Here is a 13,504-nt window from a genome sequence, read left to right as displayed (position 1 = left end):
ACCTCCGACGCTAGCCCCGAACATCGGCCGCCGGATCCCGGTGGATCCACACCTGTGGACGGCTCGGTTGTGTTATCCACAAGGGTGTGGATCTCGACGACCTGCTCGACCGCGAGGAGTTCGGGCTCGTCACGGTGGTGCCGGGCCGGCGGCGCCCGGTGCTCGGCGCGCACGTCGTCGAGATCGGCCGGCCGACCCGCTGGCTGCCGCCGGGCTGGGTGCTGCTGACCACCGGGCTGCGGCTCGGCGATCCGGCCGAGTACCGGGAGCTGGTCGCGGAGCTGTCCGACGGTGACGTCGCCGCGCTCGGCTTCGGGATCGGCATCGTGCACGACGCGATCCCGGCCGAGCTGGTCGACGAGGCGGACCGCCGGGGCCTGCCGCTGTTCGCGGTGCCGGAGGCGACCCCGTTCCGGGAGATCGTCCGCGCCGTCGACGTGGCCGTGCTGGACCGCGACCGGGACACCTTCCGCCGGTCGGCCGCGATCACCGACACGCTGACCGGCCTGCTCGGCGGGCCGGAGCCACAGGAGGCTCTGGTGCACGGGCTCGCCCGCGCGTTGCGCTGCGGGGCCGCGCTGCACCGGCCGGACGGGTCGGTGCTCGCCGCCGATCCGGCGTCCGGGCGGGCCGGTGCCGCGGAACGCTGGACCCGGTTCCGCGGGCTCGCCGTCACCGGGCCACCGGTCGAGGTGGTGGACGCCGACGGGCTGTTCGCCGCCGCCGTCCGGCCGGGTGGTGAGCTGCGGGCCTGGCTGGTGGCGGGGGCGTCGCGCGGAGCGGCGCCGGTCCCGCTGATCGTGCGGGCGGTGACACTCGTGGCGCGGCTGCTCGGCGGGCTCACCGCGGCCGGGGACGACGACGCGGCCCGCCGGCGCCGGGACCGGGCCGCCGAGCTGAGCCGGCTGGTCGCCGGGGACGGAGCGGACGCCGGGCGCACCGGCCCGGCCGCCGACCGGGACCGGACGGTGCTCGTGCTGGTCACCGGGGCGGTGCTCGCCGACGCCGAGCGCACGCTGGACGGTCTGCGCGCGCCCTACCTGCTCGGCGAGCTCGACGGCGCGGTGGTGGCCGTCGTCGGGGAGGGGACGCCCTCCGGTGCGCTGCCGGTGGCGGGATCGGCCGTCGTCGTGGCCGGTGCGCCGCTGGGGCCCGGCCACCGCAACGCCCGGCTCGCCGCCCGCCGCTCGGCGCTGACCGGCGGGGGGCCGGTCCGGGCCGGGGACCTCGGCGTCCTGGACCGGATGGTGATCGAGATCGGTGACGAGCGGGCCGCGGAGCTGACCGATGGGCTGCTCGCGCCGCTGGATCCGACCCTGCTCGACACGGTCCGGACCTGGCTGGCGCACCGCCAGGACGTGCCCGCGACCGCGCGGGCGCTGCACGTGCACGAGAACAGCGTCCGGCACCGGCTCGGCCGGGTGCGGGCGCTGGTGGGGGACCTGCGGGACCCGGCCGTGCTGGCGGGGATCTATCTGGCGCTGCTGGCCGAGGGGTGATCACGGATCGGGAACCGGACCGATCGGTGAGCGAACGTCCCGGTTCCCGATCCGTGATCATCAGGTCCAGTGCGCGACGGCCCGGCGCCGCAGCAGCTCCCGGTACTCGGCCGTGGTGTCCGGGTGCAGCTCGCCGGTGCCCCAGTCGACGATGACGCCGTAGCGGCGCACCAGATCGGCGGTGTCCAGCTCACCGTCCCGGTAGCGACGCGCGACGTCGGCCGGATCGGCCTCCAGCCAGCCGCGCCGGGCCGAGCGGATCTGATCCCGGGCCTCGCCGGTCGCCTCGGCGTCGATCTCGTACCGGTCGAGCTCGGGATCGACGGCGCGGACCACGACGCCGTAGTCGCGCTCGGCGCCGGCGAGCGAGACGTAGCCGTCGATCACGTCCTCGACCACGGCCGCCGGGTCCCGGTCCAGCGGATCGCCCAGCCCGCCGCCACCCGCGGACGGCCGGGTGAAGGTGTCACCGGGCTCGACCTGTACACCGGAGAAGGTCGCGCCGAGGAACCGCGGCTCGTCGGAGTCCCGGTTGAGCCACACCCCGTGCGGCACCGACGGCAGCCCGCCCTCGATCCCCCAGGTGACCGACCGGGAGCGGTCGCAGCAGTAGGACATGACCGTGCCCGCGCAGTCGGTGAGCGTCCCGCCCTTCTCCAGCCCGCAGCCGCCGCGATACCGGCCGGGACCGCCGGAGTCCGGCACGATCCGGTGCTCGGTGATGAGCACGGGGGAGAGCCGCTCCTGGCCCTCGACCGGCTGCACCGCGAGCCCGGGGCCGAAGACGGGAGCGGTCGCGCTCGGTCCGTCCTTGGACGAACGGGCGCCCCAGCCACCGGCCATCCAGTCGTACCACATGAAGAACGGCCGATCGGCCGTGCGCGCGTCCCGGCCGCCGATCAGCAGGTACTCCAGGTTGAACGCGCAGGCCATGGCCCGCTCCGGCATGACCGAGGACCACATCTCGAACAGGCCGTTCATCAGCTTCTCGTAGGGCCCCGAGCAGAACCCGGTGACCGCGTACGGCCAGCCCGCGTTCACCACCGTCCCCTCCGGGCCGATGTCTCCGCGCACGACCCGGTAGAAGCCGGAGTTCAGCGGCACCTCGGGGAAGAAGGTCTTGGTGCCCGCGTAGAGCGCGGAGAACGTCGTCCCGTAGCCCGAGTTCAGGAACGTCGAGACGACCGGGGCACTGCCGTTCAGGTCGTAGTGGACGCCGTCGCCGTCGATCGTCATCCGGATCCGGACCGGGATCAGCCCCTCCCCGGCGCCCGGATCGGCGTCCAGGTGGTCGACGGTCTCCCAGGTGCCGGTCGGCAGCTCGGCGAGCCGGGCCCGCACGAGCCGCTCCACGTAGTCCTGCACGCCGGCCATCGCGGCCACCACGGTGTCCCGGCCGTAGCGCTCGACCAGCCGCAGCACCTCCCGCTCGCACACCGAGGTCGCCTCGGCCTGTGCGTTGAGGTCGCCCTCGGCGCTGTAGGGCGAGCGGGTGTTGGAGACCAGCAGCTGGGCGACGTCGTCGAGCCGGTGTCCCCGGCTCCACACCCGCAGCGGCGGGATCCGCAATCCCTCGCCGAAGTGCTCGCCCGCGTTCACGTCGAACGATCCCGGGACGGAGCCGCCGATGTCGGCCCAGTGCCCCTTGTTCTGCGCGTACCCGATGATCTCGTCGCCGACGAAGATCGGCCGGATGAAGCTGACGTCGTTGAAATGGGTGCCGCCGCGGTACGGGTCGTTCACGGCGAAGACGTCACCGGGGTGGATGTCGTCGCCGAACTGTTCCAGGACCGCCTTGCACTGGAAGTGCAGCGTTCCGACGTGCACGGCGATGTCGTCGCTGCCCTGCATGACGGTGTTGCCCTCGGCGTCGCAGAGGGCCGACGAGAAGTCGCGGGCGTAGATGACGAACGAGTAGCAGGTCCGCATGATCTGCTCGCTCATCAGATCGACCGCGGTGACGAAGGCGTTCTTGAGGACCTCGAAGGTCACCGGGTCGAGTCCGCCCGGGGTCCGGCTGCTCATGGGGTACCTCCGGCGATCCGGATACGGATGTTGAGCCATTCGTCGACCTCGGCCCGGCTGCCCGGTGGGACGAGGGTCGTCGAGTCCAGCTGTTCGACGACCGCGGGGCCGTCGAGGGTGTGTCCGGTGCGCAGCCCGTCCCGGTCGTACACGGCGGTGTCCACCCAACCCGATCCGGCGAAGTGCACCGGCCGCCTGCGGTCGGGCTCCGGCTCGCCGGTCGCCACCGGATGCGGGGGGAACGACGGCTTCGGCGTGGTGCCGATCGCGGTGAGGCCGAGCTGGTAGATCTCGACCGGGGTGTCGTCGCGGCGGAACGCGTGCTCGCGTTCGTGCTGCTCGTGGAACCGCGCCACCGCCTCGCCGAGCGCGTCGCCGTCGCGCCCGCAGTCGACCTGCAGCGAGCGCCACTGCCCCAGGTAGCGCATGGAGACCGTGCGCTGCAGGACGACGTCGGCGTCGGCGACGCCCTCGGCGTGCATCCGGGCGGTGGCCTCGGACTCCAGCCCGGCGAACGCGTCCTCCAGGTCGGCGGCGTCGATCTCGTCGGTGCGGCCGCCGAACATGGCGGACAGGTCGTGCCGGATGTCGACGAGCAGGCAGCCCAGCGCCGAGGTGACGCCGGGATTGGGCGGGACGATCACGGTGGGGATGTTCAGCTCACGGGCGATCTCGGCGCCGTGCAGGCCACCGGCCCCGCCGAACGCGACGAGCGCGAAGCCGCGCGGGTCGTAGCCGCGACGGATGGAGATCAGCCGGACCGCGTCGGCCATGTTGGCGTTCGCGACCTCCAGCACGGCCTCCGCGGCCCGGTCCACGTCGAGGCCGAGCGGATCGGCGACCGTGCTGCGCAGTGCCTTCTCGGCGAGGTCCGGCCGCAGCTCCTTGGCGCCACCGGCCAGCGACCGCCCGAGCCTGCCGAGGTGCAGGTTCGCATCGGAGTTGGTCGCGAGCTGCCCGCCGCCGTCGTAGCAGGCCGGCCCCGGGTCGGCGCCCGCCGACTGCGGCCCGTTGCGCAGCGACCCGGCGTCGTCGATGTGCGCGATCGATCCGCCGCCCGCGCCGATCGTCAGTACCTCGATCGACGGGAAGATGATCGGGTACCCGAACTCGACCGACCACTCCTTGGTCATCCGCAGCGAGCCGCCGTGGATCAGCGAGAGATCGGTGCTGGTGCCGCCCATGTCGAGGCCGATGGCGTCCGGGAACCCGCACTGCACGGCGACGTGCCGGGCCGCGATGGCGCCCGCGGCGATCCCGCTGGCGGCCAGCCGGACCGGATAGCGCTCCACGGTGCGCGGGGTCATCGACCCGCCGCCGGAGTGCAGCAGCAACAGGTCCTCGGTGTACCCGCCGTCGCGCAGCTCCTCGGCCAGCCGGCTCACGTAGCCGCTGACCAGCGGGGCCAGCACGGCGTTCGCGACCGTCGTGGTGAACCGGTCGTGCTCGAAGATCTCCGGGAGGATCTCGGCGCTGGTCGACACCGACGCCCCGGGGAGCTCCTCCTCGAGGATCTCCCGCATCCGGATCTCGTGCACCGGATTGGCGTAGGAGTTGACGAAGCAGACCGCGACGGTCTGCGCCCCGCGCCGGCGCAGCAGCCGGGCGAGCTCGCGGGCGGCGGGCTCGTCGAGCGGGGTGACGATCCGGCCGGCGTGGTCGACCCGTTCCGGCACCTCGAACCGGTCGCGGCGGCGGATGTAGGGGGGCGCGACGTCGGCGTAGGCGTCCCACAGGTCGTCGCGGGTCCCGTCGCGGATCTCGATGACGTCCCGGAAACCGTGGGTGGTGACCATCGCCGCCGGCCGGAAGCTGCGGGTGATCAGCGCGTTCGTCGCGACCGTGGTGCCGTGCGAGAACAGCGACACCCGGCGCAGGTCGATCCCGCCGCGGGCGACACCGTCGAGGACGGCGCGCATCGGGTCGTCCGGGGTCGAGGGCACCTTCGTGACCTGCACGTCGTGCCCGTCCTCGTCGAAGACACAGACGTCGGTGAAGGTTCCCCCGACGTCGATCGCGACCCGTTGTCTGCTCATCGGTCCTCCGTCGCTTCCGCACGTCCCGTGACGGGGCCCACTCTGACCGGTGCACTTTCCGCTCGTCACTGTCGGATCTACAGTCGGGAGCTCCATCTTCTGTCCAATCGCACGAGGACGGCCCATGAGCGGATCGGGTGCGCTGACGTTGCGCCTGCTGGTCGCCGAGCCCGGCCTCGGGCTGGCTCCGCTCGGTGATCCCGATCTGGACGTGCCGGTCCGGGGTGCGCACTCGATCGAGATCGCCGACGCGGCCCGGTGGCTGCGCCCCGGGACGCTGATGCTGACGACCGGGCTGCGGCTGGCGGCGGCCGCGCCGGACGACCGGCGGTGGACGGAGCTGGCCGCGGAGCTGGCCGGGGCGCGGATCGCGGCGATCGGGTTCGGGACCGGCATCGTGTTCGACGAGGTCCCGGCCGGCCTGCGCCGGGCGGCAGCGCAGCAGGGGATCCCGGTGCTGACCGTGGATCCCGAGGTCCCGTTCACGCGGATCGAGGAGGCGGTCACCCGCGGGGTGCTCGCCGACGAGAGCTACCTGCTGCGGCGGACGGTCTGGCTGCAGGACGACCTGCTCGCGGCGCTGGTCTCGACCGACCCGACCGACGCGCTGATGGAACGGCTCGGGGCGCTCGCCCGCGGCTCGGCGGCCCTGTTCGACGCGTCGGGGCGGACCGTGGCGGCGACCGGCTCGGCGCCGTTCCGGCTGATCGCGGACGAGCTCGCGGGCGGGGCGCGCACGTTCACCGTCGGCCGGTGGGACGTGCGCCGTCGCGCGCTGCGGATCGGGCCGTCCGACTACCACCTGGTGATCGCGTCGCGGGAGCCCCGGGTGCTCGACGACCTCGGCGACGACCTGCTCCGGACCGCGGGGCGGGTGCTCGCCGCGGCGAGCAGCGTCCGGGTGCTGACCGCGGACCAGGAACGGCTGGAGGCAGGCAGGTTGCTCTCCGCGCTGCTGGCCGGATTGCCGTCGTCGCGGGTCCGGCAGACGTGGGAACGGCTGCGCACCTTCGGATTCCGCCCGGGGGAGTCGTTGCGGATGGTGCGCTGGGACGCTCCGGAGCCGTCCCGGCCCGGATCGCGGTACGAGTCCATCGGCCGGCCGGAGGAACCGGCCAGGCTGCTGGTGCGTGCGGATCCCGATCCCACGGAGTCCGGCGCCGGCGCGAGTGCGTTGCTCGCCGACGACGAGCCGGGGGCGCGCTGGCTCGAGTCCGCCGCGGCGACCGGTGCGGTCGGTGCCAGCGGTCCCTTCACCGACCTGACCGTCTGCCCGGAGCGGGCGGAGGAGGCGGGTACCGCACATCGGCTCGCCCGGCAGACCGGGCGGGGCGGCCTCGTCCGGCTGGACGAGGTGAGCTACGCGACCTGGCTCGCGGCGACCCGGTACGGCGATCCGCGGGCGGCCGACCGGTTCGAGCGTCAGTTCGGTGGGCTGGCCCGCGCGCCGGACCTGCTCGACACGGTCGTCGCCTACCTGGCCTGCGACCAGGACGTCGGGGCGTCGGCCCGGCGCCTGCGGCTGCACCCGAACACCGTCCGGTACCGGTTGCGGAAGGTGGAGTCGCTGCTCGGTTCGCGGATCGCCGCGGCGTCCACGGTCGCCGACCTCTACCTCGCGTTCCGCGACGAGATCGAGGGACTCCGGGACGTGCCGCCGGTCAGCTCGTCGCCGACAGGTAGGCCATCAGCCGCAGCTCGTCGTCGGTGAGCGCGAGTGTCCGCATCGGCAGCAGCTGGGCCAGCTGCTCGGGGGTGCGGGCGCTGGCGATCGGCGCGGTGACCGACGGCTGTGCGGCCAGCCAGGCCAGTGCGACGGCCGGGACCGGGACGCCGTATCCGGCGGCGATCTCGTCCAGTCCGGCGAGTACGGCGCGGCCGCGGGAGTCGAGATAGGCGGTGGCGCCCTCGGCGCGCGGCCCTTCCGGAGCCGGCGAGTCGGGGCGGTACTTGCCGGTGAGGAACCCCTTGGCCAGGCCGTAGTACGGGTACACGGCGAGCTCGTCGGACTCCGCCAGTGGCGCCAGCGCGAGCTCGAAGTCGTCGCGCTCCATCAGGTTGTAGTGCGGCTGGATCGCGGTGAAGGCGGTCAGCCCGTCGCGCCCGGAGATCTCCAGTGCCGAGCGCAGCCGCTCCGCGGAGAAGTTCGACGCGCCGATCTCCCGGACCAGACCCTCGCGGACGAGTGCGTCGAACGCGTCGAGGGTCTCCTCCTGCGCGGTGTCCGGGTCGTCGCGGTGTGCGTGGTAGAGGTCGATCCGGTCGGTGCCCAATCGGCTCAGCGACTCGCGGGCGGCGGCCGCGATGTTCGCTGCGGAGAGCCCGGTGCGCCCGGGCTGCGCGCCGACCTTGGTGGCCAGGTGCAGCGTGTCCCGGTTGCCCCTGGCCCGCATCCACTCGCCGAGGATCGTCTCGGACCGGCCGGGGTCCGGCCGGGTGTAGGCATCGGCGGTGTCGATCATCGTCCCGCCGGCGTCGACGAACGCGTCCAGCACCGCGAACGACGTGTCCCGGTCCGCCGTCCAGCCGAACACGTTCGCTCCGAGAACCAGGTCAGCCACGGCTGTGGACGCTACCCTCCGGCTTGCACCGATCTTCGTGCCACGCGCGGGTGAAGAACCGGTTGAGCCCCCGTCGCGGTTCTGGCACTCTCATGAGTAGAGTGCCAATGCGCGCGACGGACACCTGTCGCCCCGGCACCCGCGACGGCGGGGCGGGAGGGCGTACGCGGGCGCTGCTGACACCGGACATACCCGTGACACCCGATTCACCCCAGGAAGGGGAGGTCATCGTCGTGGCGAACATCAAGCCGCTCGAGGACAAGATCGTCGTCCAGGCCAGCGAGGCGGAGACCACCACCGCCTCCGGCATCGTCATCCCGGACACCGCCAAGGAGAAGCCCCAGGAGGGCAAGGTCCTGGCCGTCGGCCCGGGTCGGGTGGACGACAACGGGAACCGCGTCCCGCTCGACGTGGCGGTCGGCGACGTCGTCATCTACTCGAAGTACGGCGGCACCGAGGTCAAGTACAACGGCGAGGAGTACCTGATCCTCTCCGCCCGCGACGTGCTGGCCGTCGTCAACTGACGCCGAGCATCTCGTGAACGCACCGCCCCGGCGGGTCCACTCCGAGGGGTGGCCCGGCCGGGGCGGTCGTTTTTCTCCCCCATGACGAGAGGTTGAGAGTAGACAGATGGCGAAGCAGATCAGCTTCGACGAGGAGACCCGTCGCGCACTCGAGCGTGGCGTGAATCAGCTCGCCGACGCGGTGAAGGTGACGCTCGGCCCGCGCGGCCGGCATGTCGTCATCGACAAGAAGTTCGGTGGTCCGACCGTCACCAACGACGGCGTGACCATCGCCCGCGAGGTCGACCTCGAGGACCCCTTCGAGAACCTCGGGGCCCAGCTGGCCAAGACCGTCGCGACCAAGACGAACGACGTCGCGGGCGACGGCACCACCACCGCCACCGTGCTCGCGCAGGCGCTGGTGAAGGAGGGCCTGCGCAACGTCGCGGCGGGCGCCGCCCCGTTCGCGCTCGGCCAGGGCATCGCGGCCGCCGCGCAGAAGGTGTCCGACGTCCTGCTCTCCAAGGCGACCCCGGTCGACGCGGGCAGCCACATCGCCCAGGTCGGCGCCATCGCCTCCCGTGAGCAGGAGATCGGCGACCTGATCGCCCAGGCGATCCAGACCGTCGGCAACGACGGCGTCATCACCGTCGAGGAGGGCTCCACCCTCTCGACCGAGCTGGAGATCACCGAGGGTCTGCAGTTCGACAAGGGTTACCTGTCGCCGTACTTCGTGACCGACTCCGAGTCCATGGAGGCGGCGCTCGACGACCCGTACATCCTGCTGCACCGGGACAAGATCGGGTCCATCCAGGACCTGCTCCCGCTGCTGGAGAAGGTGCTCGGCGAGGGCCGGCCGCTGCTGATCATCGCCGAGGACGTCGAGGGCGAGGCGCTCTCGACCCTGGTCGTGAACTCCATCCGCAAGACCGTCAAGGTCGCCGCGGTGAAGTCGCCGTTCTTCGGTGACCGGCGCAAGGCGTTCATGGACGACCTGGCGATCGCCACCGGCGGTCAGGTCATCAACCCCGAGGTCGGTCTCAAGCTGAACGAGGCCGGTCTGGAGCTGCTGGGCCGGGCCCGGCGCGTCGTGGTCACCAAGGACAACACCACGATCGTCGAGGGCGGCGGCGAGAAGGCCGACGTCGAGTCCCGGGTCGCGCTGCTCAAGCGCGAGATCGAGGAGTCCGACTCGGACTGGGACAAGGAGAAGCTCCAGGAGCGCCTGGCCAAGCTCTCCGGCGGCGTCGCGGTCATCCGCGCCGGCGCGGCCACCGAGACCGCGCTCAAGGAGCGCAAGCACCGCATCGAGGACGCCGTCGCGGCGACCCGGGCGGCGGTCGAGGAGGGCATCGTCCCCGGTGGCGGTTCCGCGCTGGTGCACGTCGCCGCGGAGCTCGACGGCGGCCTCGGCCTGACCGGTGACGCCGCGACCGGTGTCGCGATCGTCCGCAAGGCGCTGTCGGCGCCGCTGCACTGGATCGCCGAGAACGGCGGCGACGAGGGCGCCATCGTGGTGTCCCGGGTCGCGGAGAAGGGCTGGGGGACCGGGTACAACTCGGCCACCCGCAGCTACAGCGACCTGATCGCCGACGGGGTCATCGACCCGGTCAAGGTGGTCCGGTCGGCGGTGGAGAACGCGTCCTCCATCGCGCGCATGGTGCTGACCACCGAGAGCGCCGTGGTGGACAAGCCCGCCGAGGAGCCGCCGGCCGCCGCCGGTGGTCACGGCCACGGGCACGGGCACTAGTCCCGGAGCTGGGCAACACACGAACGAGGGCGGGCGGTCGAATCGACCACCCGCCCTCGTTCGTGTCGTGGCAGGGACGCGGAACCGGCGTCCGGATCGCTCAGGCGGAGCCCAGCGTCTTCTCGATCGGCTGCGGATCGGCGACCTTGAGCGTGCGGCGCGGGCCACGGATGATCGTGTCACGCTCGGACTCGGACAATCCGCCCCAGATGCCGTACGGCTCGTGCACGTTCAGCGCGTGCTCCCGGCACTGTGCGAGCACCGGGCACTCCTGGCAGACCTGCTTGGCGCGCGCCTCGCGCCGGGCGCGCGCGGGACCGCGCTCACCCTCGGGATGGAAGAAGAACGCGCTGTCCATCCCCCGGCAGGCTCCCTCCATCTGCCAGTCGTAGATGTCGGCGACCGGGCCGGGAAGCCTCCGGATGTCCGCCATGTTCGTCACCTGCCTTTGACCTCGGACCTGTTGAGGTCCAGATTCCCTGGGTCGGGCAGGCGCAAACCTGATTCGAGGTGAACGATTGTGCACGTCCGGACGTCGGGCCCGGGTGCCGTCCCGGCCGCGGACGTGCTGGGCCTGCTCGCCGGTCCGGCCACTGCCCCTGCTGCCGCTGCCGCCGCCGCGGCCGACCGGTCGGATCCGTTGCGGCGCTGGGCGGCCGGGGTGGCATTCGGCGGGCTCGGGTACTACGCCGCCGCCGCGGCGATCCTCGAACCGCTGTCCGGCTCACCGGAGGCCGGGCCGGATCTGCGGGCGCACGCGATCGTCACCCGGGCGTCGCACCTGCGGCAGCTGGGTGGGCACGGCGCCGCGGCGGCGCTCGACGGCCGGGCGCTGCGCACGGTAGTCGCCGGCACGGAGCTCCTCGGGGCGGAACCTGTCGGCACGGAACTCGTCGGCCCGGAGTTGGTCGGCCGGGAGTCGGTATGCCTAGCCCGCGACGTGCCGGATCCGTGGGGGCTCGGTGCCGGTGCCGCCGTGGCCGACGCGCTCACCGGGCTCGCGGCGGACGCGCTCGGCCGATTCGACACCCGCACCGCCGGCGGCCTGCTCGCCCGGGCCGCGCCGTGGTGCGGTGGGCACGGTCACCGGAGCCGGGTGCGGCACGACTGGGTGGTGGCCGAGACCGCGCTGGTCGCCGGCGACCCGGCCGCGGCACTCGAGGCGGCCGGGCGGGCGTTGTCCGGCGCCCGGCTGCTCGGTTCGGCCCGGCACGTCCTCAAGAGCCGCCTGGTCCGTGCGGTGGCCGCGGGGGTCGCGGGCGAGGACCCGGCCGAGGTGCTCGCCGAGCTGGATGCCGTCGCGGCGGCGGCGTGGGAGAGCGGTCTGCTGCCGCTGCACCGGCCCGCGTTGCTCGCCGGCGACGATCTCGCGGTCCGTACGGGGCTGCGGCCGCCATCCGGACCGGGCGATGGTCCGTCCGCGGGAGCCGGCCGTACACGTACCGGACACCGCACGGCCGATCGGGCGATGCCGGACGGCCTTCGTCCTGCGGACGCCAGGGCACGACACGCCGGAGCGTCACGATTCGATACGCGTAGTCGCCAAACGGATGCGGAGGGTCGCCGAAGTGCGGTGTTGCGCACGGTGAGCGTCTTATATACGCGAAGTGACCGCCCTGGGCGGGACCTGCTGCGGGAGTAGTGCCCGCAAGTGGGCTCGGAGGATGTACCGTATGGACTACTCCATTCGGCGACCCTTCACCCACATGACGCTGATCCAGGCGGGGCGAGGTTCCGAACGGAGGCAACAAATTCGCCCCGACCGTGTCAAGGTGAGAGGGTCACCCGCCGATTCGGAGGGTGAATATCACCCGGCTGCAGGAAGCTGCAGGAAGGAATCGTCGTGACGACGGTACTCATCTGCGACGATCGTCGCAGCGTCCGCGAGGGATTGACTCGCGTCATGTCCGCGGTCCCCGGGGTCCAGCGCATCGACTGCGTGGCCCACGGGGACGAGCTCCTCGCCCGCTACGCCCGCCAGTCCGTCGACGTCGTCCTGGTCGGGACGCAGCGCGCGGTCCCCACCGGCGTGGAGGCCACCCGGCGTCTCGTCGCGGCGCACCCGCAGGCGAACGTCATCGTGTTCGGTGCTCCGGACGACGCGGGCAGCATCGCCGCCGCGATCGCCGGCGGGGCCCGTGGCTACCTGCGTTGGGACGCCTCGCGTCCCGAGCTGGTCGCCGCGCTCGCGCACACTCTGGCCAGCACCTCGGTGCCGACCCCGCGGGTGCCGACCGACCCGGGTGTCCAGCTCACCGAGCGCGAGCTGCAGGTGCTGCGCGGGATGAGCCAGGGCAAGAGCAACGGCCAGATCGGCCGCGAGCTCTACCTGTCCGAGGACACCGTGAAGACCCACGCGCGGCGGCTGTTCCGCAAGCTGGGTGTCCGGGACCGGGCTCAGGCCGTCGCACACGGCTTCCGTCGCGGTCTGGTCTCCTAACAACGCGGTCCGGTCTGCTGAGAGCAGAGCCCTCCACCGCATCCTTGCGTGGCGCCTCCGGAGTCCCGATCCGGCACGCCCGCGACATCCGGTCGGCGCCGCACCACCGGCGCGACACCGGATGTGCCTGTCGAGCCGGGCCGACCCCCGCGGTCCGGCACAGTGCGCATCGCGCACCCCGCGCGGCCCGCAGCTCCGGGCCAGCGGCACCGGTCGTGCTCCCCGCGACCGGACCCGCATGCCGAGCCCGCCGCGCTGCTCCTGCCGCGGGTGACAGCGCTCCCGTCACGTTCCAGCTGAGCTGCCGCGGAGTTCCGCTGAGCTCCTGCGGACTTCCCGTCGAGCTTCTGCTGAGCTTCTGGGAGTCCCCGTCGAGCACCTGCCGATGAGCGGTCGTCCCCGCGCCGGGAAGTGTCACCTCGTTGCTCCTGCTTCACTCTCGTCTCTCGCGTCTCCGGTGTTACACATCCGCACGAGGTCGTTCGACCCTCACAGCGCCGAGCCGGTCAGCACCGGCGCCGGGCGGTCCGTCCTCGGTGTCCGGGTCCTTGATATCGCCGCGGGCGACGCGGAGCGCCGCGGTGCGGCCCGGACGGACCGTTCGCCGACCGTGCCCGGCTGATGACCGCGTGCACCCGACACGCCGCGCAACCCGACACTCCGCACGATCGTCTGACTCCGTGTGGAGCA

10 protein-coding genes are annotated in these 13,504 nt (G+C 72.8%); 6 read left to right on the top strand and 4 right to left on the bottom strand.

Translation table 11 applies throughout. The annotated features are described in order from the left end of the window. Positions 1-86: 86 nt before the first annotated feature. Positions 87-1,499: a PucR family transcriptional regulator gene (locus tag Pdca_RS28545; protein WP_085912645.1), complete on the top strand. Its 1,413-nt coding sequence runs from the start codon at positions 87-89 to the stop codon at positions 1,497-1,499. 60 nt (positions 1,500-1,559) lie between these two features. On the opposite strand, the gene Pdca_RS28540 is transcribed toward Pdca_RS28545, so the two are convergent. Both Pdca_RS28540 and Pdca_RS28535 read right to left on the bottom strand, forming a co-directional pair. Beyond that, positions 1,560-3,524 (bottom strand): hydantoinase B/oxoprolinase family protein, encoded by a 1,965-nt coding sequence (locus Pdca_RS28540; RefSeq protein ID WP_085912646.1) that lies wholly within the window; start codon positions 3,522-3,524, stop codon positions 1,560-1,562. Further along, positions 3,521-5,560 (bottom strand): hydantoinase/oxoprolinase family protein, encoded by a 2,040-nt coding sequence (locus tag Pdca_RS28535; RefSeq protein WP_085912647.1) that lies wholly within the window; start codon positions 5,558-5,560, stop codon positions 3,521-3,523. Before Pdca_RS28535 ends, Pdca_RS28540 begins: the two co-directional genes overlap by 4 nt. A gap of 124 nt (positions 5,561-5,684) precedes the next feature. Here Pdca_RS28535 and Pdca_RS28530 point away from each other — a divergent pair, with 124 nt between their 5' ends. Further along, complete coding sequence (locus Pdca_RS28530) at positions 5,685-7,271, top strand: PucR family transcriptional regulator (RefSeq protein WP_085912648.1); 1,587 nt, start codon at positions 5,685-5,687, stop codon at positions 7,269-7,271. Here the strand turns inward: Pdca_RS28530 and Pdca_RS28525 are convergent. Further along, positions 7,222-8,121: an aldo/keto reductase gene (locus Pdca_RS28525; protein ID WP_085912649.1), complete on the bottom strand. Its 900-nt coding sequence runs from the start codon at positions 8,119-8,121 to the stop codon at positions 7,222-7,224. The genes Pdca_RS28530 and Pdca_RS28525 overlap by 50 nt on opposite strands. A 233-nt stretch (positions 8,122-8,354) precedes the next feature. Between Pdca_RS28525 and groES the strand changes: the two genes are divergently transcribed. After that, positions 8,355-8,645 carry a co-chaperone GroES gene (gene groES / locus Pdca_RS28520; protein ID WP_010225616.1) on the top strand — a complete coding sequence of 97 codons (291 nt, stop codon included), beginning with the start codon at positions 8,355-8,357 and terminating at the stop codon, positions 8,643-8,645. Between the two features lie 106 nt (positions 8,646-8,751). Then, positions 8,752-10,374, top strand: a complete 1,623-nt coding sequence (gene groL / locus Pdca_RS28515) for a chaperonin GroEL (protein ID WP_085912650.1) — start codon at positions 8,752-8,754, stop codon at positions 10,372-10,374. Positions 10,375-10,474: 100 nt separating this feature from the next. On the opposite strand, the gene Pdca_RS28510 is transcribed toward groL, so the two are convergent. After that, positions 10,475-10,807: a WhiB family transcriptional regulator gene (locus Pdca_RS28510; protein WP_085912651.1), complete on the bottom strand. Its 333-nt coding sequence runs from the start codon at positions 10,805-10,807 to the stop codon at positions 10,475-10,477. 87 nt (positions 10,808-10,894) lie between these two features. On the opposite strand from Pdca_RS28510, the gene Pdca_RS28505 reads away from it, so the two are divergent. Beyond that, positions 10,895-12,016, top strand: a complete 1,122-nt coding sequence (locus Pdca_RS28505; protein ID WP_085912652.1) for a hypothetical protein — start codon at positions 10,895-10,897, stop codon at positions 12,014-12,016. A gap of 201 nt (positions 12,017-12,217) precedes the next feature. Next, positions 12,218-12,814 carry a response regulator transcription factor gene (locus tag Pdca_RS28500; RefSeq protein WP_010225624.1) on the top strand — a complete coding sequence of 199 codons (597 nt, stop codon included), beginning with the start codon at positions 12,218-12,220 and terminating at the stop codon, positions 12,812-12,814. The last annotated feature ends 690 nt before the right edge of the window (positions 12,815-13,504 follow it).

Source organism: Pseudonocardia autotrophica, assembly GCF_003945385.1.
Classification (GTDB): Bacteria; Actinomycetota; Actinomycetes; order Mycobacteriales; family Pseudonocardiaceae; genus Pseudonocardia; species Pseudonocardia autotrophica.
This window is presented reverse-complemented; position numbering and strand designations above follow the sequence as displayed.

What these genes read in the sequence shown, in the direction of transcription:
- Pdca_RS28540 (WP_085912646.1), bottom strand. Translation starts at nt 3,524, where the DNA reads ATGAGCAGCCGGACCCCGGGCGGACTCGACCCGGTGACCTTCGAGGTC.
- Pdca_RS28535 (WP_085912647.1), bottom strand. Translation starts at nt 5,560, where the DNA reads ATGAGCAGACAACGGGTCGCGATCGACGTCGGGGGAACCTTCACCGAC.
- Pdca_RS28530 (WP_085912648.1), top strand. Translation starts at nt 5,685, where the DNA reads ATGAGCGGATCGGGTGCGCTGACGTTGCGCCTGCTGGTCGCCGAGCCC.
- groL (WP_085912650.1), top strand. Translation starts at nt 8,752, where the DNA reads ATGGCGAAGCAGATCAGCTTCGACGAGGAGACCCGTCGCGCACTCGAG.
- Pdca_RS28510 (WP_085912651.1), bottom strand. Translation starts at nt 10,807, where the DNA reads ATGGCGGACATCCGGAGGCTTCCCGGCCCGGTCGCCGACATCTACGAC.